This is a genomic window from Kutzneria sp. NPDC052558, assembly GCF_044547355.1.
Classification (GTDB): domain Bacteria; phylum Actinomycetota; class Actinomycetes; order Mycobacteriales; family Pseudonocardiaceae; genus Kutzneria.
In genome coordinates this window covers 1-25,765 of the sequence record NZ_JBIUAG010000034.1, presented here as the reverse complement: position 1 = coordinate 25,765, position 25,765 = coordinate 1, and the positions used below count along the sequence as shown (strand labels likewise).

Below are 25,765 nucleotides of genomic sequence, written 5' to 3'. Positions count from 1 at the left end.
GATCCGCCCCGACACCCAGCCCAGGAGATGGTTCAGGTGGCACAGTCACCGCAGGCGAAGACCCAGTCCGCGATCGAGGACATCCTCCCGCTCTCCCCGTTGCAGGAGGGGCTGCTCTTCCACGCCCAGTACGACCGCGAGGCGCGCAGCCTGTATCTGACCCAGTCGGTCGTCGAGCTGCGCGGCCCGCTGGACCGCGACCGGCTGCGCGCGGCGGCCGAGGAGCTGTTGCGCCGCCACGCCACCCTGCGGGCCAGCTTCCGCACCCGCAAGACCGGCGAGCCGATCCAGGTGGTGCGGCGGGACGTGCCGGTGCAGTGGGCGGAGGTCGACTACAGCGACCTGCCTGCCGACGAGGCCGTGGCCCGGTCGGACGAGTTCGTGACGGCGGACTGGGATCGCGGCTTCGACATCGGCGACGCGTCGCTGATCCGCTTCACCCTGGTCGATCTGGGCCGGCAGAGCTGGCGGCTGATCCGCACCGCGCACCACATCCTGGTCGACGGCTGGTCCACCGCGCTGATGTACCGCGAGCTGTTCCAGCTTTACGGCGGGGGACCGGTGGGCCCGGTGCGGCCGTTCAAGGACTACCTGCGGTGGCTGGCCGGCCGTGACGCCGAGGCGGCGCGAAACGCTTGGGGCTCGGTGCTTTCCGGGGTGACGGGGCCGACCTGGGTGGCCCCGCCGACCGAGGGCGTGCCGGTGGGCCGGCCGGAACTGGTGTCGGCCGAGGTGCCCGGCGAGCTGGTGGCGGCCCTGCGGGACCGGGCCCGCGACTGCGATGTCACCCTCAACACGCTGTTCCAGACGGCGTGGGCGGTGGTGGTCGGGCAGCTGACCGGCCGTCGGGACGTGGTGTTCGGGTCCACGGTCAGCGGCCGCCCGGCCGACCTGCCCGGCGTGGACGAGATGATCGGCCTGTTCATCAACACCGTGCCGGTGCGGGTCGATCTGCACGGCGCGTCGACCGTGCGCGCGGTGGCCGGCGCGGTGCAGGAGCAGCGGCTGAGCCTGCTCGACCACGACCACCTGGGCCTGGCCGACATCCAGCGGGCCGCCGACGCCGAGCAGGCCCTGTTCGACACGACCGTGGTGTTCGACAACTTCCCGGCGACCGACAACCGGCTGGCCATCCCCGGCGGGCCGGAGATCGACGGCATCACCTTCCGGGACATGGCCCACTATCCGCTCAGCCTGGTGGTCGAGCCGGGGGAGCGGTTCGAGGTCAGGCTGCTGTTCCGGCCGGAGATCCTGGACCGGGCCGCCGTGCGTTCGGTGGCCGACCGGCTGGTGCGCGTGCTGACGGCGTTCGCGTCCACTGTGGACGAACCGCTGGCTCGGCTGGACCTGTTGTCCGAGGCCGAACGCCGAGTGGTGGAGAGCCTCAACGAGACCACGCCGAACTTCCCGATGCTCGGCGTGCACGAGGTGTTCGCCGCCCAGGCCGCGCGTACCCCGGACGCCACGGCGCTGGTGTACGAGGACGCGCGGATGACCTACGGCGAGCTCAACGCGGCGGCGAACCGGCTCGCCGACCACCTGGCCCTCACTCGCGGTGATCTTGTCGCCGTGCGCCTGGAACGTGATCTGGACCTGGTGATCGCCGTGCTGGCCGTGCTCAAGGCCGGCGGCGGCTACACGCTGATCGACCCGCGCTTCCCGGCCGCCCGCGTGGAGCGGATCATCGCCGAGTCCCGGCCGGCGCTGGTTCTCGACGCCGCGTACCTGGCCGAGCACGCGGAGGCTATTGCCTTGGCGTCACTGGAGAATCCGGTTGCCGTGGCCGGTCCGGACGACCTGGCGTGTGTCATGTTCACCTCCGGCTCCACCGGTCGCCCCAAGGGCGTCGCCGCCCCGCACCGGGCCATCGTCGCCACCATGATGGGCCAGTCGTTCGCCGAGTTCGGTCCGGGTGAGGTGGTGTTGCAGTGTGCCCCGGTTTCGTGGGACGCGTTCGCGTTGGAGTTGTTCGGTGCGTTGTTGTTTGGTGGTACGGCTGTGTTGCAGCCGGGGCAGAGTCCGGAGCCGGCGGTGATCGCTCGGTTGATCGCTGAGCATTCGATCACCACTGTGCATGTGTCGGCGAGTTTGTTGAACTTCTTGCTGGATGAGTATCCGGGTGTGTTCGATGGTGTGCGGCAGGTGATGACCGGTGGTGAGGCTGCCTCGGTGTCGCACATTGCTCAGGCGTTGAAGCGGTATCCGGGGCTGCGGTTGGTGAACGGGTATTCGCCGGTGGAGAACATGATCTTCACGCTGTGCCACACGATGGTCGTGGCCGACACCGAACAGCCGTCGATCCCGCTCGGCAAACCGCTGTCCGGCAAGCACCTGCACCTGCTCGACCCCGAACTGCGGCCGGTGCCGCCGGGCGTGGTCGGCGAACTGTACCTGTCCGGCGAGGGCATCGCGCACGGCTACCTCGGGCAGCCGAGGCTGACCGCGGAACGGTTCGTCGCCAATCCCCATGGCGTGCCGGGCGAACGCATGTACCGCAGTGGCGACCTCGGGCTGCTGCGCCCGGACGGGACCCTGGAGTTCCTCGGCCGCGGCGACCACCAGGTCAAGATCCGTGGTTTCCGGGTGGAGCCGGCGGAGATCGAGACCGCCATCGCCGCCCACCCGGGCGTGGTCCGGGTGGCCGTGGTCGTCCGCGAGGACCGGCCGGGGGACAAGCGGCTCGCCGCCTACGTCATCGGCTCCGTGACGCCGGCTGACCTGCGGCGGCACACCGCGGAACGGCTGCCCGAGCACTTGGTGCCGGCCGCCTTCGTGCCCATGGCCGAGTTCCCCATGACGGCCAGCGGCAAGCTGGACCGGTCCGCGCTGCCCGCCCCGGACGCCGCCGGCGCCTCCGACGCCCGGGGTCCGCGCACCGCCTCCGAAGAAATCCTGTGTGGACTGTTCGCTGACATCCTGGGCCTGCCCCGGGTCGGCGTCGACGACGACTTCTTCGCGCTGGGAGGGCATTCCCTGCTCGCCGCCCGTCTGATCAGCCGCATCCGCACCGCGCTCGGCGCGGAGCTGGGCCTGCGGGACCTGTTCGCCGCCCCGACCGCCGCCGGCATCGCGGGCCGGCTGGACACCGCGGCCGCCGCCCGGCCGGTGCTGCGCCCGGTGCCGCGCACCGAGCGGTTGCCGCTGTCGTTCGCGCAGCAGCGTCTCTGGTTCGCCGACGCCCTGGACGGCCCTGGTGCGACGTACTCGGTGCCGATGGCCATCCGGCTGCGCGGCGGCGTCGACATTCCGGCGCTCACCGCCGCGCTGGGCGATGTCGTCGACCGGCACGAGGCGCTGCGGACCATCCACCCGGCCGCCGATGGTGAGCCATACCAGCTGATCCTGCCCGACGCCAGGCCCGAACTCGACGTGATCACGGTGTCGGCGGCGGACCTCGATGACGCCGTCCGTGAGGCGGCGCGCCTGGTGCAGGACGTCACCCGGGACCTGCCCCTGCACGCGACGCTGTTCACCGCCGACGGCACTGAGGAATCGGTGCTGCTGCTGGTGATGCACCACATCGCCACCGACGGCTGGTCCACCGGCATCCTGCTGCGCGATCTCGGCACCGCCTACACCGCGCGGATCGATGGTGCCGCGCCCGCATGGTCGCCGCTGCCGATCCAGTACGCCGACTACGCCGTGTGGCAGCGGGAACTGTTGGCGGACAACAGTATCGCCGACCAGCTCGACCACTGGGCCGGCGCGTTGGCCGGGCTGCCCGAGGAACTCGCGCTGCCCACGGACCGCCCGCGTCCGGCCACCGCCAGCCATCGCGGCGACTCTGTTCCTGTCGCCCTGCCGGCCGAGCTGCACGCCGGGATAGTCCAGCTGGCCCGCGCCCACCAGGTCACCGTGTTCATGGTGGTGCAGGCCGCGTTCGCCGCCCTGCTGTCCCGCCTCGGCGCGGGCACCGACGTGCCGCTGGGCACGGTCGTGGCCGGCCGCTCGGACGAGGCGCTGGACGACCTCGTCGGGTTCTTCGTCAACAGCCTCGTGCTGCGCACGGATGTGTCCGGCGACCCCACGTTCGCCGAGCTGCTGGCCCGGGTCCGCGAGACCGACCTGTCCGCGTTCGCCCACCAGGAACTGCCGTTCGACCGCCTCGTCGAGCACGTCAACCCGGCGCGCTCGCTGGCCCGGCACCCGCTGTTCCAGGTCATACTGGTGTTGCAGAACAACGCCGACGCCACGCTGGCCCTGCCCGGGATCGAGGCCGCCGTCGAGCACATCGGCATCGGGGCCGCGAAGTTCGACCTGACCGTCAACCTGCACGAGACCCACGACGCCGCCGGCGCCCCGGCCGGCATTGGCGGCGCGGTCGTGTTCGCCACCGATCTGTTCGACGCCGACACCGCGCGGGCCCTGGCCGGCCGGCTCGGCGAGGTTCTGGCGTCGGTAGTGGCCGACCCGGCGACCCGCGTCGGGGCGCTGGCGATCCTGGACGCCGCCGAACGCGACCGCATGATCGTCGAGTGGAACGACACGGCCACCGACTACCCGTCCGACGCCACGATCCACGCGCTGTTCGAGCGCTGCGCCGACCGCACGCCCACGCATGTGGCCCTGGTGTTCGACGGCGTGCCGATGTCCTACCGGGAGCTGGACGAGCGGGCCAACCGGCTGGCCAATCACCTTGCCGCCCAAGGGATCGGCGTGGGCGATCTGGTCGCCGTGCAGGTCCCGCGCGGATTCGACCTGGTCGTCGGCCTGGTGGGGGTGCTGAAGTCCGGCGCCGGCTACGTGCCGGTCGACGTGTCGCATCCGGCCGACCGGATCGAGTCGATCCTGCGCGAGGCTGCCGTCCGGCTCGTCGTGGACGCCGAGGTCATCGCGGCGAGCGCCGCCGCCCCGGCGACGCGGCCGGCCGTGCCGGTGACCGCCGACGACGTGGCGACTGTCCTGTTCACCTCCGGCTCTTCCGGTGTCCCCAAGGGCGTCGCGTCCCCGCACCGGGCGACCGTCCGCACTTTCCTCGGTCAGTCCTATGTGGACTTCACCGCCGACATCGTGACCCTCCAGTGCGCCCCGGTGTCCTGGGACGGCCTGTCCCTGGAGCTGTGGCCGGCGCTGCTGCACGGCGGCACCTGCGTGCTGGCCCCCGGCGCGACGCCCGACCCGGCGGTGATCGCCCGGCTGGTGCCCGAGCACGGCGTCACCACAATGTGGTTGTCCGCCGGCCTCTTCGCGGTCGTGCTGGACGAATACCCCGAAGTTTTCGGCACGCTGCGCCAGGTGATGACCGGTGGCGAGGCCCCGTCGGTGGCGCACGTCCTCCGCGCCCGCCGCGAGTTCCCGCACCTGCGGCTGGTGCACGGCTACGGCCCGGTGGAGAGCATGGTCTTCACCAACTGCCACCAGGTCACCGACGGCACCACGCTGCCGGTCGGCGCACCGATCGCCAACACCCGCGTGTACGTGCTTGACGGCGAACTCCGCCCGGTGCCGCCGGGTGTCGTGGGCGAGCTGTACGCGGCGGGCGACGGCCTGGCCCTCGGGTACGCCAACCGATTCGCGCTGACCGCCGAACGCTTCGTGGCGGATCCTTTTGGCTCTGGTGCGCGGATGTACCGCACCGGCGACCTCGCGCGTTGGACCCGTGACGGCGTGGTCGAGGTCTGCGGCCGGGCCGACGACCAGGTCAAGATCCGTGGCTTCCGGATCGAGCTGGGTGAGGTGGAGGCGGCGGTCGTCGACCATCCCGGCGTCGGCAAGGCGGCCGTGGTCGTCCGCGAGGACCGCCCCGGCGACAAGCGCCTCGTCGCCTACGTGGTCGGCGCCGTGGAGCCGGCGGCGGTCCGCGAGCACGTGGCGGCCTCGCTGCCGTCGTACATGGTGCCGTCGGCGGTGGTGGTGCTCGATGCGTTGCCACTGACCCCGAACGGCAAGCTGGACCGCCGCGCCCTGCCGGCCCCCGACCTGGCCGCCGGCGGTCGTGGTCCCCGCACCCCGGTTGAGGAGGTGCTGTGCGGGCTGTTCGCCGAGCTGCTGGGCGTGGAGCGGGTCGGCATCGACGACGACTTCTTCGACCTGGGCGGCCATTCGCTGCTCGCCACCCGTCTGGTCAGCCGGGTCCGCACCGCGCTGGGCGTGGAGCTGTCGGTCCGGGACCTGTTCACCACCCCGACCGTGGCTGGCCTGGCCCGCGCCCTGGACACGGCGGCCGCCGCCCGTCCCGCGCTGACCCCGTCGCCCCGCGTCGACCCGGTGCCGCTGTCGTTCGCCCAGAGCCGGCTGTGGTTCATCGACCAGTTCGAAGGCCCCAGCGCCACCTACAACGTCGCGTGGGCGCTGCGGATGACTGGCGAGCTGGACCCCACTGCGCTCACTGAGGCCCTGCACGACGTCATGGCCCGCCACGAGGCGCTGCGCACTGTGTTCCCGACGACCGGAGACGAGCCGTGCCAACGGATTCTCGCCCCTGAGCAGGCTCGGATCACGGTCGCGCTGCGGGATGTGCCCGCCGCCGAGCTGACCGACGCCCTGCGGTCTGGGGCGAGCCACACCTTCGACTTGGCCGCCGAACCGCCCGTGCACGCCGAACTGCTGCGCACCGGCGACACCGAACACGCGCTTCTGGTTGTGGTGCACCATATCGCCGCCGACGGCTGGTCCATGGGGCCGCTGATGCGCGACCTGTCCGCCGCCTATACGGCCCGTCTCGCCGGCCAGGCCCCGGACTGGGCGGCGCTGCCCGTGCAGTATGCGGATTACGCGCTGTGGCAACGAGAACTGTTGAACAACGGTGAGGAGCTGGCCTTCTGGTCGCACGCGCTTGACGGCCTGCCGGAGGAGCTGGCCCTGCCGACCGACCGTGCACGGCCCGCGACACCGACCTTTGCCGGCGAGTCGCTGGCGCTGACCTGGGACGCCGGCCTCCACGCCGATCTGCTGACACTGGCCCGCCGGCACGGGTCGACCCTGTTCATGGTGCTGCACGCCGCCGTCGCCGCGCTGCTGACCCGGCACGGCGCGGGCACCGACGTGCCGATCGGCACCGTGGTGGCCGGTCGTTCCGATGAGGCGCTGGACGACCTGGTCGGGTTCTTCGTCAACAGCCTGGTGCTGCGCACCGACGTATCCGGCGATCCGACCTTCGTCGAGCTGCTCGACCGGGTGCGGCGCACCGACCTGGCCGCGTTCGCCCACCAGGACCTGCCGTTCGAGCGGCTGGTGGAACAGCTGAACCCGGTCCGCGACCCGGCCCGGCACCCGCTGTTCCAGGTGATGCTGGTGCTGGCCAATTCCGGATCGGCCGCGCCGGTTCTGTCCGGCCTCGCGGTCACGGCCGCGCCGGTTCGCACCGGCAGCGCCAAGTTCGACCTCACGCTGTCGTTCGCGGAGCGGCACGACGCCGAGGGCGCGCCGGCCGGTCTGGGCGTGGACATCGAGTACGCCGTCGACCTGTTCGACCGCGCCACCGCCGAGGGTTTGCTGGCTCGCCTCGGTGAACTGGTCCGCGCTTTGGTTGCCACGCCTGATCTCCCGGTGAGCGCCTTGCCGGTGCTCACCGTCGACGAACGCGCTCGGCTGGCCGGCTGGCAGGGCACGAGCGCGCCGCTGCCGGAAGGCTCGCTGGTGCAGCTGTTCGAGGACCGGGTCGGTGCCCGGCCCGACGCGACCGCCTTGGTGTTCAACGACATTCGGATCTCCTACGGCGAGCTCAACGCCCAGGCCAATCGCGTGGCCCGCCGCATGGTGGCCGACGGCGTCACCCCCGGCGCTCTGGTCGCGGTGTGGCTGGAGCGGGGACCCGAGCTGGTCGTGTCGCTGCTGGCCGCGCTCAAGGCCGGGGCCGGCTACACCCTGGTCGACCCGGAACTGCCGGCGGACCGCATCCAGGCGGTTCTGTCCGATGTGGACCCAGCGCTGGTGGTCACCGCCGGGTACGTCGCCGAAGCCGATGCCTCTGTGGACAACCTGGACCTGGTTGTGTCGCCGGAGTCGGTGGCGTGCATGATGTTCACCTCCGGTTCGACCGGTCGGCCCAAGGGGGTTGTGACATCGCACCGAGCTCTGGTGGGGACGTACTTGGCGCAGTCCTATGTGGACTTTGGGCCGGACGAGGTGTTCCTCCAGTGTTCCCCGGTGTCGTGGGACGGGTTCGGCCTGGAGCTGTTCGGGGCGCTGCTGCACGGCGCGACCTGTGTGCTCCAGCCGGGCCAACGGCCTGAGCCGGCCGTCATCGCCGGCCTGGTGGCCGAACACGGCGTGACGATGCTCCAGCTGTCGGCGACCCTGTTCAACTTCCTGCTGGACGAACACCCCGACACCTACCGCACGGTCCGGTGGGCGGTGACCGGCGGTGAGTCGGCGTCCCCGGCGCACGTGACCAGGGCGCTGGAGCAGTTCCCCGGTCTGCGGGTGGGCAATGGTTACGGCCCGGCCGAGAGCATGGGCTTCACGACGTATCAGGCTGTCGAGACAGTTGAGGGCAGCACTGTCCCGATTGGACGGCCGATCGCCAACAAGCGGACCTACGTCCTCGACGCCGCGCTGAACCCGGTGCCGCCGGGGGTCACTGGCGAGATCTATGTGGCCGGAATCGGCCTGGCGTATGGGTATCTGGGCCAGGCCGCCGCCAGCGCGCAGCGGTTCGTCGCGGATCCGTTCGGTGGCCCGGGGGAGCGGATGTATCGCACCGGCGACCTCGGATACTGGCGGCGGGACGGTCAGCTGGAGTTCGTCGGCCGCAGCGACGACCAGGTCAAGATCCGGGGCTTCCGGGTCGAGCCCGGTGAGATCGAGGCGGTGATCGCCCGACACCCGGCGGTCAGCCAGGTCGCCGTGATCGCCCGAGACGGGCAACTGGTCGCCTACGTCGTCACCACGGATGCGGCCGACCTGCGGGCCCACACCGCACACCTGTTGCCGCAGCACATGGTTCCATCGGCGTTCGTCACTCTCACGGAGCTGCCGCGCACGGCCAACGGCAAGCTGGACCGCCGCGCGCTGCCCGACCCGGAGCTCATCACCGGCGCCGGCCGGGCCCCGCGCAGCCCGCGCGAAGAGGTGCTGTGCGGCCTGTTCGCCGACGTCCTCGGGCTGGCCTCGGTCGGGGTCGAGGACGACTTCTTCGCCCTGGGCGGGCATTCCCTGCTCGCCGCCAAGCTGACCACCCGCATCCGGGCCGCGCTCGGGGCGGACCTGACCGTCGCCGCGTTGTTCCGCGAGCCGACGGTGGCCGGGCTGGCCCGCCGCCTCGACGAGCTTGCCGGTCCGGCGACCACACGGCCAACGCTGCGGCGGGTCGAGCCCGACGGCCCGGTTCCGCTGTCGTTCGCCCAGCAGCGCCTGTGGTTCCTCGACCGCGTGCAGCACGACGCCAGCTACCTGGTGCCGCTGGTGTTCCGGCTGGAAGGACCGGTTGACGTCCCCGCCCTGCGGGCGGCGCTGGCCGACCTGGTGGCCCGGCACGAGCCGCTGCGCACGGTGTACCCGGCGGTCGACGGCGTGCCGCATCAGCAGGTGTTGGCCGACGCGGTCCCGGTGCTGGCCGAGGAACCGCCCGGAGACATCGCCGCCCAACGGTTCGGTCTGGCCACGGAGCTGCCGGTACGGGCGTTCCTGCACCGGACTGGCCCGTGCGAGCACGAGTTCGTCCTGCTGCTGCACCACATCGCCACCGATGGCGGCTCGCTTCGTCCGATGCTGACCGACCTCGCCACCGCCTACCGGGCCCGCCTGGCCGGCGTCGAACCGGAGTGGACGCCGCTGCCGGTCCGCTACACCGACTACGCCGTGTGGCAGCGGGATCTGTTGGCCGGCAGCGACGGTCTCGACCACTGGACGACCGCCCTGGCCGGGCTGCCCGAGGAGCTCGCACTGCCGACCGACCGGCCGCGCCCAGCCGTGGCCAGCCACGACGGCGGCCTGGTCGACCTCGCCATCGATGCCGACCTGCACGCCAACCTGCGCGCGGTGGCCCGTGCTCACCACGTCACCGTGTTCATGGTGGTACAGGCGGCTTTCGCCGCCCTGCTGTCCCGTCTCGGCGCGGGCACCGACATCCCGGTCGGCACGGTCGTCGCCGGCCGCACCGACGAGGCGCTCGACGATCTGGTCGGGTTCTTCGTCAACAGCCTCGTGCTGCGGACCGACGTCGCCGGCGACCCCACGTTCGCCGAGCTGCTGAACCGGGTGCGGGAAACCGACCTCGCGGCGTTCGCGCACCAGGAGGTGCCGTTCGACCAGCTGGTGGAGGCGATCAACCCGGCGCGCAGCCTGGCCCGGCACCCACTGTTCCAGGTGCTGCTGGTCCAGCAGGACGGCGCGGCCGCCACCTTCGACCTGCCCGGCGTGACCGCGACGCCGGTCGCCGCCGGCAACGAGTCGGCGAAGTTCGACCTGGCCGTCGCGTTCACCGAGCACCAGGACAGCATCACGGGCAAGATCGAATACGCCACCGACCTGTTCGACGAGTCGGCCGTGCGCGCCATCGCCGCGCGCCTTGTCCGCCTGCTGCGCAGCGCCGTGGCCAATCCCACGACCCGGATCGGCGCGCTGGACGTGCTCACCGACGCCGAGCGTCGGCAGGTGTTGGTCGAGTGGAACGACACCGCCACCGACTACCCGGCCGACACCTGCGTGCACCACGTCTTCGAGGGCCACGCCCATCGCACGCCCGACGCCACCGCCCTGGTGTTCGAGGGCGCCAGTCTCAAGTACCGAGAGGTCGACGAGCGGGCCAACCAGCTGGCCCACCACCTGATCGCTCAAGGCACCACGCCGGGCCAGATCGTCGGCGTCTACGTGCACCGTGGTCCCGACCTGGTGATCGCGATCCTGGCCGCGCTCAAGGCCGGGGCCGCCTACCTGCCGCTGGACCCGTCGCATCCGGCCGACCGCATCGAGACCGTCCTGGCCGAGGCCGGCGCCCGGATCGTGGCCACCACCAGCGACCTCGCGGCGTTCCTGCCCGAGACCGTCGAGCCGGTGCGGCTCGACCTTGGCCTCACCGGCCCTCGCACGGCCCCGGCTGTCCCGGTCACCGCCGAGGACCCGGTGTCGGTGCTGTTCACCTCCGGCTCGACCGGCCGTCCCAAGGGGGTGCTGTCCCCGCACCGCTCGGTGCTTCGGACCTTCCTCGGACAGTCCTATATGGACCTCGGCCCGCAGGTGATCACCTTGCAGTGCGCCCCGGTCTCCTGGGACGGGCTGGCGTTGGAGCTGTGGCCGGCGCTGCTGCACGGCGGCACCTGCGTGCTCGCCCCCGGCCAGACCCCCGATCCGGCGGTGATCGCCCGCTTGGTCGCCGAGCACGGCATCACCACGTTGTGGCTGTCGGCCGGCCTGTTCGCGGTCATGGCCGACGAGTATCCGCACGTGTTCACGGCCATCGACCAGGTCCTCACCGGCGGCGAAGCACCGTCGCTGGGACAGGTGCTGGCCGTTCGCGCGGCCAACCAGAACCTGCGGATGGTGCACGGCTACGGCCCGGTGGAGAGCATGGTCTTCACCAACACCCACCAGATCACCGGGTCCGACGCCGACCACCCGGTGCTGCCGGTCGGCGGCCCGCTGGCCAACACCCAGGTGTACGTCCTCGACGGCCGCCTGGCCCCGGTCCCGCCGGGTGTGGTGGGCGAGCTGTACGTCGCCGGCGACGGCCTGGCCCACGGCTACGTCAACCGCACCGAGCTGACCGCGCAACGGTTCGTGGCCTGCCCCTTCGCCGACGGCGGCCGCATGTACCGCACCGGCGACCTGGTCCGCTGGACCACTGCCGGCGAGGTCGAGTTCGTCGGCCGCGCCGACGACCAGGTCAAGATCCGCGGCTTCCGGGTGGAGCTGGGCGAGATCGAGGCCGTGCTGCGCGCCCACCCGGCGGTCGGCCGGGCCGCGGTGTTGGTCCGCGAGGACCGGCCCGGCGAGAAGCGGCTGGTCGGCTACGCCATTGCCGAAGCGACCCCCGACGAGCTGCGGCGGCACATCGCCGCCGTGCTGCCCGACTACATGGTGCCGGCAGCGGTGCTGGTGCTGGACGAGTTCCCGTTGACCCCCAACGGAAAGCTGGACCGCCGCGCCCTGCCCGCCCCCGACCGCGGCAGCGGCGTCCCGCACCGGGGCCCGCGAACCGGGACCGAGTCGGTGCTGTGCGAGCTGTTCGCGGACCTGCTCGGTGTCGACGTCGTCGGCATCGACGACGGGTTCTTCGACCTCGGCGGCCACTCGCTGCTGGCCACCCGCCTGATCAGCCGGATCCGCGGCCGCCTCGGGGTGGAGCTTTCGGTCCGTGACCTGTTCGCCGCCCCGACTGTGGCCGGCCTTGCCGGCGTTGTGGCGGAAACCGGTGCTGCGCAACGACCTGCGCTGATCCCGGCCGAGCGGCCGGCGCTTGTGCCGCCGTCCTACGCACAGCAGCGACTGCTGTTCCTGGACAGCGTCGAAGACAGCCCGGCCTACAATGTGCCGATCGCGCTGCGGCTGCGCGGCACGGTCGACCCGGCGGCGCTGGCCGCCGCCCTGACTGACGTCGTCGGCCGACACGAGGCCCTGCGTACCGTGTTCCCCGAGCACGACGGCGTCCGCCACCAGCACGTTCTGCCCCCGCAACCGATCGCCGTCGACACCGGCGAGGTGACCGAGGCGGAGCTGCCGGCACGCCTGACCGCGTTGGCCCGCGCCGGTTTCGACCTGGCGGGGGAGCTCCCACTGCGGGCGACCCTGCTCACCCTCGGCACTGACGAGCACGTGTTCGCCCTGGTGCTGCACCACATCGCCGGTGACGGCTGGTCGATGGGTCCGCTGCTGCGTGACCTGTCCGACGCCTACTCCGCCCGGCTGGCTGGGCAGGCCCCGGACTGGTCCCCGCTGCCCGTGCAGTACGCGGATTACGCGCTGTGGCAACGGGATCTGCTCGGCACCACCGACCAGCCCACCGAGCTCTGCGCCACGCAGCTCGACTACTGGCGGACCGCGCTGGACGACAGCCCCGAGCAGTTGCCGCTGCCCACCGACCGGCCGCGTCCGGCCGTCGCGTCCCACGGGGGCGACACCGTGCCCCTGGCCCTGGACGCCGACCTGCACACTCGCCTGCTGGCACTGGCCCGCGCCCATGGGGTCACGCTGTTCATGGTGCTGCAAGCCGGGTTCGCCGCGGTGCTGGCGCGATCCGGCGCCGGGACGGACATCCCGATCGGCACTCCCGTCGCCGGCCGGTCCGACGACGCGCTGGACGACCTGGTCGGGTTCTTCGTCAACACCCTGGTGCTGCGCACCGACGTCTCCGGCGCGCCTACCTTCACCGACCTGTTGGAGCGGGTCCGGGAGACCGACCTGGCCGCGTTCGCCCATCAGGACGTGCCGTTCGAGCAGTTGGTTGAGGCGATCAACCCGGCCCGCAGCTTGGCCCGGCATCCACTGTTCCAGGTGATGCTGGTGCTCCAGAACAACGCCCGCGCCGACCTCCGGTTCGCCGGGTTCGACGCGGCGGTGGAACCGATGGGCACCGACGCCGCCAAGTTCGACCTCACCCTCGGGCTGTGCGAGGAAGTCGACGAACAGGGCGCCCCGGCCGGCATCACCGGCGCCCTGGAGTTCGCCACCGACCTGTTCGACCCGAACACCGCAGCCGCCCTGGTGGATCGCCTGGGCCGGCTGCTCACCGCGGTCGCCGAGTCGCCGGAGACCCCGGTCGGCGCGGTCGACCTGCTCGACCCCGAACTGCGCCAACGGATGCTGGTCGAGTGGAACGACACCACAGTCCACATCGGACCTGAGGTCTGCACCCACGAGGTGTTCCAGGCCCAGGTCGCGCGCACCCCCGAGGCCCTGGCGCTGGTGTTCGAGTCCGAGCGGATCACCTACGCTGAGCTGAACGCCGCCGCGAACCGGCTGGCGCACCACCTGCTGGCCGAGGGCGTCGATCCGGGCGAGCTGGTCGGCGTGCACCTCGACCGTGGGGTGGAGCTGGTCGTCGCCGTACTGGCCGTGCTCAAGGCCGGCGGCGGGTACGCCATGCTGGACACGGCGTTCCCGGCCGATCGCATCGCGGCCCTGGTCGCCGAGACCGGCGCGCGAATCGTTATCGACAAGGCCTATCTGGCTGCGGCCGATCTCTCGGGCCGGCCGGTGACCGACCCCGCGCCCACCGCTGTCCCCGGTGACATCGCGTGTGTCATGTTCACCTCCGGCTCCACCGGTCGCCCCAAGGGCGTGCTGGCCCCGCACCGCGCGCTGGTCGGCACGTTCCTCGGCCAGTCGTTCGCCGACTTCGGTCCGGGTGAGGTGGTGTTGCAGTGCGCCCCGGTTTCGTGGGACGCGTTCGCGTTGGAGTTGTTCGGGGCGTTGTTGTTCGGTGGTACGGCTGTGTTGCAGCCGGGGCAGAGTCCGGAGCCGGCGGTGATCGCTCGGTTGATCGCTGAGCATTCGATCACCACTGTGCATGTGTCGGCGAGTTTGTTGAATTTCTTGCTGGATGAGTATCCGGGTGTGTTCGTTGGTGTGCGGCAGGTGATGACCGGTGGTGAGGCTGCCTCGGTGTCGCACATTGCCCAGGCGTTGAAGCGGTATCCGGGGATCCGGTTGGTGAACGGGTATTCGCCGGTGGAGAACATGATCTTCACCCTGTGCCACACGATGGTCGTGGCCGACACCGAGCGGACCGCGATCCCGGTCGGCCGGCCCATCGCCAACAAGCGGGTGTACGTGCTCGACGACACCCTGCGGCCGGTGCCGCCCGGCGTGGCCGGCGAGCTCTACATGGCCGGCGTCGGCATGGCCGACGGCTACCTGCACCAGTCCGGCCTGACCGCGACCCGGTTCGTGGCCAACCCGTACGGCGAGCCCGGCGAACGCATGTACCGCACCGGCGACCTGGTCCGCTGGTCGGCCGACGGGGTGCTGGACTTCCTCGGCCGCGTCGACCACCAGGTCAAGATCCGCGGCTTCCGGGTCGAGCCCGGCGACGTGGAGACGGTGATCGGCCGGCTGCCCGGGGTGGCCCAGGTGGCGGTGCTGGTCCGCGAGGACCGGCCGGGGGACAAGCGGCTCGTCGCCTACGTCGCCGGCACGCCGGCCCCCGACCCGGCCCGGCTGCGGGCCCAGGTGGCCGATCAGCTCCCCGATTACCTTGTCCCGTCGGCCTTCGTGCCGGTCGACGCGCTGCCCCGCACCGCCAACGGCAAGCTGGACCGGCGCGCCCTGCCGGCCCCCGACCTGACCACGTCGCCGGCCGGGCGCGCCCCGCGCACCGCCGCCGAGGAAATCCTCTGTGGACTGTTCGCCGAGGTGCTCGGGCTGCCCGAGGTCGGGGTGGACGACGGGTTCTTCGACCTGGGCGGACATTCGCTGCTCGCCGCGAAGCTGATCAGCCGGGTCCGCGCGGTGCTCGGGGCCGAGCTGGGCATCCGGGACATCTTCGCCGAACCCACCGTCGCCGGCCTGGTCGGCCGGCTCGGCGGGCGGGCCCGGCCGGCCCTGCGCCCAGCCGAGCATCGTCCGGAGGAGCTGCCGCTTTCCTTTGCCCAGCAGCGGCTGTGGTTCCTCAACCGGGTCGACGAGGGCGCCACCTACAACGTCCCGGTCGCCCTGCGCCTGCGCGGCGCGGTCGATCCGGCGGCGCTGCGGGCCGCGATCACCGACGTGGCCGACCGGCACGAGGCCCTGCGCACGGTCTTCCCGACCGTCGACGACCGGCCGGTGCAACGGATCGCAACTGCGGCGGTGGACCTCACCGAGATCGACCTCGACGGCGCCGACCCGACGGCAGCGGTCGACGCAGCCATCGGCGAATCCTTCGACCTGACAAGGGATCTCCCGCTGCGGGCCCGGCTGTTCCGGGTGACCGATCACGACCACGTGCTGCTGCTGGTCCTGCACCACATCGCCGGTGACGGCTGGTCGATGGGCCCGCTGACGCGCGACTTGTCCACCGCCTACACCGCGCGGCTGGCCGGGCAGGCCCCGGACTGGGCCACGCTGCCCGTGCAGTATGCGGATTACGCGCTGTGGCAACGAGAGCTGCTCGGGGCCGAGGACGACCCGGACAGCCTGCTGGCCGAGCAGATCGGGTTCTGGCGGAAGGCTCTCGACGGGCTGCCCGACGAGCTCGATCTGCTCACCGACCGACCCCGCCCGGCCGCCGCGTCGTACCGCGGTGACCTGGTGCCGTTGAGGCTCGATGCCGAGGCGCACGCCCGCCTGCTCAGCCTGGCCCGGGCGAACGGCGCGACGCTGTTCATGGTGCTCCAGGCCGCTTTCGCCGCCGTGCTGGCGCGATCCGGCGCGGGCCCGGACGTCCCGATCGGCACCCCGGTCGCCGGCCGTTCCGATGACGCGCTGGACGACCTGGTCGGCTTCTTCGTCAACAGCCTGGTGCTGCGCACCGACGTCTCCGGCGATCCCACGTTCGCCGAGCTGCTGGCCCGCGTCCGGGAAGCCGACCTGTCGGCCTTCGCCCACCAGGACGTGCCTTTCGAGCAGCTGGTGGAGACGATCAACCCGGTCCGCAGCCTGGCCCGGCACCCGCTGTTCCAGGTGATGCTGGTGCTCCAGAACAACGCCCGCGGCGAGCTGGCGCTGGGCGACCTGGCCGTCACCGAGCACCCGTTCGGCACCCGCTCGGCCAAGTTCGACCTCACCGCCGCACTCGGCGAGCACTGGGACGAAACCGGTGCGCCGGCCGGGATCGCCGGTGCGCTGGAGTTCGCGACTGACCTGTTCGACGCCGCCACCGCCCAGGCGCTGGGCGACCGGCTGACCCGGCTGCTCACCGCCGTGGCCGAGCACCCGGACCTGCGGGTCGGCCAGATCGACCTGCTCTCGACCGCCGAGCGCGAGCAACTGCTGCACGCGCCCTCGGTCGAACTGCCGCACCGCACGGCCCACGAGCTGTTTGAAGCCCGGGCGGCCGCCGCACCGGACTCGGTCGCCATCGTGTTCGAGGGCGCACGGCTCACCTACGGCCAACTCGACGCGCGGTCCAACCGGCTGGCCCGGTGCCTGGTGACCGACGGGGTCACCCCGGGTGCGCTGGTCGCGGTCCGGCTCGAACGGGGGCTCGACCTGGTCGTCTCGGTGCTGGCCGCGCTCAAGGCCGGGGCCGGCTACACCCTGATCGACCCGGAGCTGCCCGAAGACCGGATCGCCGCCGTGCTCGCCGACACCAACCCGGCAACGGTGATCACCGAGGACTACCTTGGCTCGGCCCCGATCGACGCCCACTCGGTGGCCCCGCTCGGCCTGCCCGTGTCGCCGGAGTCGGTGGCGTGCGTGATGTTCACCTCGGGTTCGACCGGACGTCCGAAGGGCGTCGTGACGTCACATCGGGCTCTGGTCGGGACCTATCTGGCGCAGTCCTATGTGGACTTCGGGCCGGACGAGGTGTTCCTCCAGTGCTCTCCGGTGTCGTGGGACGGGTTCGGCCTGGAGCTGTTCGGCGCGCTGCTGCACGGGGCCACATGTGTGCTCCAGGCCGGGCAGCGCCCGGAGCCGGCGGCGATCGCGAAGCTGGTGGCCGAGCACGACGTCACGATGCTCCAGCTGTCCGCGACCCTGTTCAACTTCCTGCTCGACGAACACCCGCACACGTTCGAGGGCCTGCGGTGGGCGGTGACCGGCGGCGAGCCGGCGTCCCCGACCCACGTGGCCCGAGCGCTGGCGCAGTTCCCCGGCCTGCGGGTGGGCAACGGTTACGGCCCGGCCGAGAGTATGGGCTTCACGACGTACCAAGCAGTCGAGACGGTTGAGGGTAGCACTGTCCCGATTGGACGGTCGATCACCAACAAGCGGACCTATGTCCTCGACGCCGCCCTGAACCCGGTGCCGCCGGGCGTCATCGGCGAGATCTACGTGGCCGGAATCGGCCTGGCACATGGCTATCTCGGTCAGACCGGCGCCACCGCCCAGCGGTTCGTCGCCGATCCGCACAGCGGGCCGGGGGAGCGGATGTACCGCACCGGCGACCTCGGATTCTGGCGTCGCACCGGGGAGTTGGAGTTCGTCGGCCGCAGCGACGACCAGGTCAAGATCCGCGGCTTCCGGGTCGAGCCCGGCGAGGTCGAAGCGGCGATCGCCCGGCACCCCGAGGTCACGCAGGTCGCGGTCATCGCCCGGGACCACCGGCTCGTCGCCTACGTGGTCATGCCGCTCGACGCCGACCCGTCCGAGCTGCGGGCCCACACCGCCGCCCTGCTGCCGCACCACATGGTGCCGAGCGCCTTCGTCCCGATGAACGAGTTGCCCCGAACCGCCAACGGCAAGCTCGACCGGCGCGCCCTGCCGGAGCCCGTGGTCGCGGTCCGTCCCGACGGCCAGCCGCCGCGCAACCAACGGGAGCGAGACCTGTGCGAGCACTTCGCCGAGGTCCTCGGCCTGACGACGGTGGGCGTGCACGACAACTTCTTCGAACTGGGCGGGCATTCCCTGCTCGCGGCCCGGCTCGTCGGGGCGATCAACCGGCGGCTGGGCTCCGCTCTCAGCGTGCGCAGCGTGTTCACCGCCCCCACGGTGGCCGAACTCGCCGCGCTCACCGGCGACACCGACGAGAAGGCTCTCGCCGTGGTCCTGCCGATCCGGCCGGCCGGCCGCCGGGAGCCGCTGTTCTGCATCCACCCGGCCGCCGGCATCAGCTGGGTCTACTCGGGCCTGGCCCGCCACATCGAGGACCGTCCGCTGTACGGCCTCCAGTCGCCGGGCCTCACCGAACCGGCGTCGGCCGGATCGGTCGAGGCACTGGCCCGGCGCTACGCCGCGGAGATCCGCCGAGTCCAGCCCGAAGGGCCGTACCACCTGCTCGGCTGGTCATTCGGCGGCCTGGTCGCCCAGGCGGTCGCCGCCGTCCTCCAGGACGTCGCCCTGCTGGCGGTGCTGGACGGCTACCCGGCCGACCACCCGGCCGAGGCCGAAGCGCCCACCGGCGCCCAGGCCCTGGCCGCGCTGCTCGACTCGCTCGGCTGCCCCACGCGGGCCACCGACGAGGACGAACTCCTCGACGTCGCCGCGCGGCCCGACAGCCCGCTCGCGGCGTTCGACCGGGACACCACCCGAGCCATCGCCGGCGTGTTCGCCGACAACGTCGCGCTGGCCGCCCGGCACAAGCCCACCACCTACGACGGCGACCTGCTGCTGTTCGTCGCCACTGTCGGCAAGGACGCCGACGCCCCAACCCCGGCCGCCTGGACGCCTCACGTCATCGGCGCGATCGAGGTCCACTCCATCGACTGCGCGCACGGGGCCATGACCCGCGCCGACGCGCTGGCCGCGATCGCCCCCGTGCTCGCCGCCCGCCTGAGCTGAGCCAACACCCCACCTGAACGAGGAGAAGAGCCATGACCGCCACCCTGGGCACCGCCACCGCCACCGACATCGTCCTGCACTACTACGAGCTGGTGGACGCCGGCGACGTGACTGGCCTGGTCAACCTGTTCACCCCCGAGGCCACCTACTGCCGCCCCGGCTACGAGCCGATGGTCGGGCACGCCGCGCTGGAGCGCTTCTACGGCGGCGAGCGGATCATCCGGTCCGGCCGGCACACCGTGACCACCGTCGTCGCCCACGGCGAGCAGGTGGCGGTCAACGGGAACTTCGACGGGGAGCTGCTGGACGGCCGCGAGGTGCACCTGCGGTTCGCCGACTTCTTCCTGATGAGCGGCGACGGCCGTTTCACCCGCCGGGACACGTTCTTCTTCGCCCCCCTGGTGTGAGGGTGTGCCCCGGGGCGTGACCACAACGGTCACGCCCCGGGTACCTCCTCCAGGTACCGAAACCGCCGCTGGCTCAGCAGCAGCGCCCGGTCGGAGAGGGTGAAGACGTCCGCGAACTCCACATCCGCGACGGCGCCGCGGTACCGGCCGATGGCCACCACGCAGCTGCCGCTGCCGATCACCTGGTGCACCTCGTGCCGGCCGGCCAGACCGCCCACGGCCCGCACCGCCTCGGCCCGGCCAAGCGCCGGACCAGCGCCGATGCCGTACACCGCCATGTCCTCGTCGAGCACCGAGGTGTAGGCGTCCCACTCGCCCTCGTCGAGGTAGGCGTACGACAGCCGCACATGGTCGAGCCCCGCGGCTGTCGTCGCCGCGCTCGGCCGAAGCTGGCGATCTCCCTTGCTCATACCCGCTCCAGTGGAAGGTCGGAACACCTGCCCGACCATGCTCCCGTCCACCGCCATCCCGCCGGCAATCAGCGCGCTATCACGGCGTTAAACGGAGCAATGCGCCGGAGGTACGCCGACGACCGGCCCAAGGGCCGCCCGAAAGGGCGTTTGCGCAGCCCGCATGGGCCTCATACATTGTCCCGACTGCGAGAAGATCGAAGTTCGGACGGCATTTACGGCATGGTGATGACGCGGTGGCTACTGGGGGCACACCGGGTCCGGACGGGAATGCGGCGAATGCGGCATTCAGAATCCTGGGCCCGATCGAGATAGAGGGACCCGCGGGCGTGGTGCACGTGCCGCCGGGCCGTCAGCAGGTCATCCTGGCCCTGCTGCTGGTCGAGGCCGACCACATCGTGAGCACCGACCACATCGTGGACGTGCTGTGGGACGACCAGCCGCCGGACACGGCCCGCACCCAGGTGCAGATCTGCGTGTCCCGGCTGCGCAAGACCCTGACCCAGGGCGGCCTGCCCGCCACCATCGACACCCGTCCACCCGGCTACCGCCTGCGGATTCCCGACGACAGCCTGGACGCGCACGCCTTCAGCGCCGAGGTCGGCGAGGCCAGGGTGCTGGCCCGCGAAGGACAGACCGCGCGGGCCGCCGCCCTGCTGCGCGCCGCGGTGGCCCGCTGGCGCGGCCCGTGCCTGCACGGCCTGCCCAACCGCGCGCTGCGCGCCCGCGCGCTGCGGCTGGACGAGGAACGGCTGGGCGCGACCGAGGACTACCTCGAACTCGAGCTGGACCTGGGCGGACACCACCAGCTGATCGGCGAGATCGGCCGGCTGGTGCAGGAGAACCCGCTGCGCGAGCGGCTGCGCGGACTGCTGATGACCGCCCTGCACCGGGCCGGCCGGCAGGCCGAGTCGCTCGACGTCTACCGCCGCGGCCGGGCCCTGCTGATCGACGAGCTCGGCCTGGAGCCGGGGCCGGAGCTGCGGTCCCTGGAGTCGGCCATCCTCGCCGGAGCCGACGAACTACGGCCGGCGCCGGAGGTCCCGGTGGTGGCCCTGGCCGAACCCGTGCCCGAACAGCCCCGCATGGAACGGCCCCGGCAGCTGCCGGCCGACACCGCCGACTTCGTCGGCCACGACGAGCTGATCGCCACCGCCGAGTCCGTGCTCACCGGCGGCGACCGGGCCATCGGCGTGGTGGTGGTCATCGGCCGTCCCGGGGTCGGCAAGAGCACCGTGGCCACCCACATCGGACACCGGGTCGCCGAGCGGCACTACCCGGACGGACAGCTCTACTGCGACCTGCGCGGCACCGGCGGCGACGCCGAAGGGGCCGTCGACGTGCTCGGCCGGTTCCTGCTGGCGCTGGGCATCCCCGGCCCGATGATCCCCGACGGCCTGGCCGGCCGGGTCGAGATGTACCGGACGCTGCTGGCCGAGCGGCGTGTGCTGGTGGTGCTGGACGACGCGGTCAGCGAGCGGCAGGTGGCGCCGCTGCTCCCGGGCAGCAGCAGCTGCGCGGTGCTGATCACCAGCCGCACCCGGCTCACCGGCGTCCCCGGGGCCCGACAGCTCGAACTCGACGTGCTCGACCACGAGCACGCGCTGGCGCTGCTGCGCCGGGTGGTCGGCGCGGAGCGGGTGGACCGTGAGGTGGAGTCGGCGTCGGCGCTGGTGCGGACCGTCGGCGGGCTGCCGCTGGCGCTGCGGATCATCGCCGCCCGGCTGGCCGCGCGGCCGCACTGGTCGCTGGCGTCGATGGTGCACCGGCTGGCCAGCGAGCGGCGCCGGCTGGACGAGCTGGCCCACGGCGAGATGACGGTGCGGGCCAGCCTGTCGCTGACCCACGATGGCCTTGACCCCCGGTCGCGGCGCCTGTTCGGGCTGCTCAGCCTGGCCGGCGGCAGCACCCTGCCGGGCTGGCTGGCCGGGGCGGTGCTCGACGACGACCACCCGTTCCCGTCCGACCTGCTCGAACCGCTGGTGGACGTGCAGATGCTGGACGTCGCCGCGGTCGAGGCCACCGGCGAGTTCCGCTACCGGTTCCAGGACATGGTGCGGCTGTTCGCCGGCGAGCGGCTGGCCGCCGAGGTCGACCCGGCCGACCACGCCGGCGCGGTGCGGCGGATGGTCGGCGGCTGGCTCGCGCTGGCCGAACGCGCGCACCGGAAGGTCTACGGCGGGGACTACGTGGTGCTGCACGGCGCCGGTCCCCGCTGGCTGCCGCCCGCCGACTACGTCGACCAGGTGCTGGCCGACCCGCTGGACTGGATGGCGGGCGAGCAGGCCAACCTGTGCGCGGCCATCGCGCAGGCGGCCAAGTGGGGCCTGGACGAACTGTGCTGGGACTTGGCGGTTTCGGCCGCGACCCTGTGTGAAATGCGAGGCTACCTCGCCGACTGGCAGCGCACCCACGACGACGCGTTGACCGCGACCCGGGCCGCCGGCAACACCCGCGGCACCGCGGCGTTGCTCGGATCCCTTGGCACACTGCACATCTACCGGCGCGAGTACCCGCGTTCCCGCGAGACGCTGACCGAGGCGCTGGGCCTGTTCCACGCGCTCGACGACGCGCGCGGACTCGGCCTGTGCCGCCGCGACCTGGCGCTACTGGCCCGTTACGACGGCGACGGCGACCGGGCCATGGAGCTGTACGGGCAGGCGCTGGTCGACTTCGGCCGGGTCGAGGACATCGTCGGCCGGGCGTCGGTGCTCACCCAGCGGGCCCAGATCCTGGCCCAGCGCGGGGAACGCGACGTGGCCGGCGCGGATCTCACCGAGGCGATGGCGATCTACCGGTCGGTCGACTACAGCGGCGGCATCGCGCACACCCAACGCCGGATCGGCCAGTTGCAGGCCCAGGCCGGGGAGTACGACCAGGCGACCCGCACGCTCGGCGAGGTGCTGGAGATGGTGCGGCAGAACCGGGACGTCATCGGCGAGGGGCACCTGCTGTGCAACCTGGCCGAGGTCAACGCGGCCGCGCGGCGTTACGACCTGGCGCGGCTCTACTACGAGCAGGCGCTGGCGCGGCGGGAGAACATCATGGACCACGCCGGCGCGGCGTCGGTCCGGGTGGCGCTGGCCGAGGTGCTGACCCGACTGGACCAGCCCGGCCTGGCCGCCGACCTGCTGACCCGGGCCGTGTCGGCTTTCGGTGAGCTGGGCGACGATCGCGGCGTGGTCACCGCGAAGCGCGCCCTGCGCGGGCTCGCCGGGTCGACCGGCGGCGCCGCGCTGGAAGTCGCCGACGCTTCCTGAGCACACCTCAGTCCCACGGGTCGCTGTCCGCGCCGACGAAGGTCGAGGCGGCGACCGAGGTGTGCGCGGGCTGGGTCGCGGCGTCGGCGATTCCGGTCAGGACGACCAGCGCGGCGGTGGCGGCGAGGGTGGCGGCGGCGGTGCGGGCGAGGACCGTGCGGATCATCTTCGGCTCCTGGGGGTTCGGGCGTTTCCGGGCTGATGCCAATGACGCTACGAACCGTTCGAATCCGCGTGCTATCCCGTTGTTTATCCCCTGACTATCATGGCGGCGCGCCTGGCTATCACGGGCGCTGGCCAGCGGCTTTCCGGCTTAGGTGCGGGATGTCGGCGGGATAGCGGAATGGGTTGACATCGTTTTCGAACGCGGATCCGACGCGTTCGCCGAAAACAACCCGTGGGGGTCGTGATGATCGAGTACGCCGTCGCCGGGGGCGTCGAGGAGGAGTTCGGATCGCTGCTGCGCCGGCTGCGCACCAACACCGGGCTGACCCAGCGGATGCTGGCCGACCTGTCCACCATCAGCGAGCGCGCCATCCGGGACCTGGAGCAGAGCCGCGCCCGGCCGCGCACCGACACCGTGCGGCTGATCGCCGAGGCGTTACGGCTGGGCAGACGAGCCAGAGCGGGGCTGGAGCTGGCGGCCAACCACGGCCGACCGCTGCGCCCCACCCTCGACGCCGTGACCGCCGTCCCGCCGGTGGCGCTCGACGCCATTATCGGACGGGACAGCGAAATCGGTGCGGTGACTGCGGAACTGGCCGGTGGCGTCAGCCGACTGGTGGTGCTGCGCGGGCTGCCCGGCGTGGGAAAGACCCGGCTGGCCGTGGAAATCGCCCGTGGCCTGCACAGCCGATCACGACTGCCGGTGCTTTGGTGCACGTCTCCGACGGCCGGCGCGGCGGCGGCGGTGGGCCGGACCAGATCGGACGACTGGCTGGCGCGACTGCTGGACACCGCGAGTCGGGCGCTGTTCGACCCGACTGCCGCCGACGACCTGGCCGAGGTGGCGGAGGCCATCGCCGACCGGGATGCGTTGCTGGTCCTCGACGGCGGCACTCCTCGTGCCGACGCCGTGCTGTGGCTGTTGGGGGAGTGCGCCCGGCTGCGGGTGCTGGTCACCACCACCGATCCTGAGTCGCTGCCTGGTGAGCGCGCCTTCCTGCTCGGACCGCTGGCCGTCCCCGAGGACGAGGTGAGCGATCCTCGCATGATTGCTGCCGTGCCGGCGGTTCGCCTGCTCCTGACCCACCTCGACCGGATCCGCCCCGGCTGCGGTCAGACGCGGGACGAGGCCGCCCTCGTCGCCGCCGTCTGCGCCGCCGTCGACGGTCTCCCGCCCGCGCTCGCCGCCGTCGCCTCCTGGCACGCCGTCTACGATCTGCCCACCCTGCTGGACATCCTGCGCGCCGACCCGGCCGCCCTGCTCGACCCGTCCCTACTGTCCCAAGTGGACTCACACCTCGCCCTGCTGTCCCCCGGCGACCGGGCCGCACTGTCCACACTGGCCGACTTCACCCCCGACGCCAGCCTGCCCGAGCTCGCGTCCGCGACCGGTCTCAGCGTCGCCGCCACCGGACAGGTCCTTCGCAGCCTGATCCTGCACGGCGTCATCCGCGTCCGCCAGACCACCACCGGTTCCCGCTTCCAGATCCTATCCCTCGTCCGCGCCCGGTCGCAGGAATCACCTTGTGCCGCATAGGAATCGGCACCCTTGACCCCGCACTCGGCACCGGCCCGCCCCTGCTGGCGTTGTTCGTGCTCGACGACGTCCCCACCCTGACCGTGCTTCCCGCGCTCCCCACCCCCCACGTCCCCCGCGCCGCCGCCTGGGCACTGAACTCCCTCGGCCATCCCCACCACGGCGGCCGCCTCATCCTCATCGCCGACCCGCCCCCGACCCCCACCCCACTAGCCCAACTCCGCGAATGCCTCGTAGCCATCATGGCCGTCGACGACGCCCTCGCCGGCGGCCACCGCCCCGCCCCAACCCCCGGCACCGGCCTCGCCGAGCGCACCCTTCACACACCCGCCGCCCTCGCTGCTCTCGCCACTTCCACCGGCATCGTCCTAGGTTGAGTGGTTCGACTGAGCGGTTCGATTGAGCGGTTCGATTGAGCGGTTCGACGGGCAGGTCGGCTTTGGGCGGTACGGGGCACCGGCTGCGGCACCTCGCTGGTCTTGGGCTCATTGCGGGCGCGGTGCCGGTGTGTTTTTGGTCGGCTCTTCTGGTGGTTGCGGGTGTGGTTCGGGTGCCCGCGCCGCGCGGTTGCCGTGGGGTGGGGTTTGCGGTGAGGGGTTGGGGTTTTTGTGTGGTTGGGGGTGGGGTGGGGGCTGTTTTGTGGGTGGGGTTTTTGTGTGGTTGGGGGTGGGGTGGGGCGGTGGGTTGGTGGCTCCGGGTGGATTTTGTGTGGAGTCCTCTGGGCGATGGCGTATCGAGGCGCTATCG

7 protein-coding genes are annotated in these 25,765 nt (G+C 72.1%); 5 read left to right on the top strand and 2 right to left on the bottom strand.

What is annotated here, in order from left to right; translation table 11 throughout:
- Positions 1 to 27: 27 nt before the first annotated feature.
- Together ACIG5F_RS39870 and ACIG5F_RS39865 are read left to right on the top strand one after the other, a co-directional pair.
- Positions 28 to 19,239, top strand: a complete 19,212-nt coding sequence (locus ACIG5F_RS39870) for a non-ribosomal peptide synthase/polyketide synthase (protein ID WP_396525276.1) — start codon at positions 28 to 30, stop codon at positions 19,237 to 19,239.
- A 32-nt stretch (positions 19,240 to 19,271) separates the two neighbouring features.
- Positions 19,272 to 19,646: a nuclear transport factor 2 family protein gene (locus tag ACIG5F_RS39865; RefSeq protein WP_396525275.1), complete on the top strand. Its 375-nt coding sequence runs from the start codon at positions 19,272 to 19,274 to the stop codon at positions 19,644 to 19,646.
- A gap of 29 nt (positions 19,647 to 19,675) precedes the next feature.
- On the opposite strand, the gene ACIG5F_RS39860 is transcribed toward ACIG5F_RS39865, so the two are convergent.
- Positions 19,676 to 20,056 (bottom strand): nuclear transport factor 2 family protein, encoded by a 381-nt coding sequence (locus tag ACIG5F_RS39860; protein ID WP_396525274.1) that lies wholly within the window; start codon positions 20,054 to 20,056, stop codon positions 19,676 to 19,678.
- Between the two features lie 329 nt (positions 20,057 to 20,385).
- Here ACIG5F_RS39860 and ACIG5F_RS39855 point away from each other — a divergent pair, with 329 nt between their 5' ends.
- Entirely contained in the window at positions 20,386 to 23,316 is a 2,931-nt protein-coding gene (locus tag ACIG5F_RS39855; RefSeq protein WP_396525273.1) for an AfsR/SARP family transcriptional regulator, read from the top strand.
- A gap of 7 nt (positions 23,317 to 23,323) precedes the next feature.
- Here ACIG5F_RS39855 and ACIG5F_RS39850 read toward each other — a convergent pair whose 3' ends face one another.
- Entirely contained in the window at positions 23,324 to 23,482 is a 159-nt protein-coding gene (locus ACIG5F_RS39850; RefSeq protein ID WP_396525272.1) for a hypothetical protein, read from the bottom strand.
- 243 nt (positions 23,483 to 23,725) lie between these two features.
- On the opposite strand from ACIG5F_RS39850, the gene ACIG5F_RS39845 reads away from it, so the two are divergent.
- Positions 23,726 to 25,018 carry a helix-turn-helix domain-containing protein gene (locus tag ACIG5F_RS39845; RefSeq protein ID WP_396525271.1) on the top strand — a complete coding sequence of 431 codons (1,293 nt, stop codon included), beginning with the start codon at positions 23,726 to 23,728 and terminating at the stop codon, positions 25,016 to 25,018.
- Positions 25,006 to 25,395: a hypothetical protein gene (locus ACIG5F_RS39840; protein WP_396525270.1), complete on the top strand. Its 390-nt coding sequence runs from the start codon at positions 25,006 to 25,008 to the stop codon at positions 25,393 to 25,395. Before ACIG5F_RS39845 ends, ACIG5F_RS39840 begins: the two co-directional genes overlap by 13 nt.
- Positions 25,396 to 25,765 lie beyond the last annotated feature (370 nt).

Bases quoted from the DNA above. Each gene is read 5' to 3' on its own strand.
- ACIG5F_RS39870 (WP_396525276.1), top strand. From the start codon at position 28: ATGGTTCAGGTGGCACAGTCACCGCAGGCGAAGACCCAGTCCGCGATC.
- ACIG5F_RS39865 (WP_396525275.1), top strand. From the start codon at position 19,272: ATGACCGCCACCCTGGGCACCGCCACCGCCACCGACATCGTCCTGCAC.
- ACIG5F_RS39860 (WP_396525274.1), bottom strand. From the start codon at position 20,056: ATGAGCAAGGGAGATCGCCAGCTTCGGCCGAGCGCGGCGACGACAGCC.
- ACIG5F_RS39850 (WP_396525272.1), bottom strand. From the start codon at position 23,482: ATGATCCGCACGGTCCTCGCCCGCACCGCCGCCGCCACCCTCGCCGCC.
- ACIG5F_RS39845 (WP_396525271.1), top strand. From the start codon at position 23,726: ATGATCGAGTACGCCGTCGCCGGGGGCGTCGAGGAGGAGTTCGGATCG.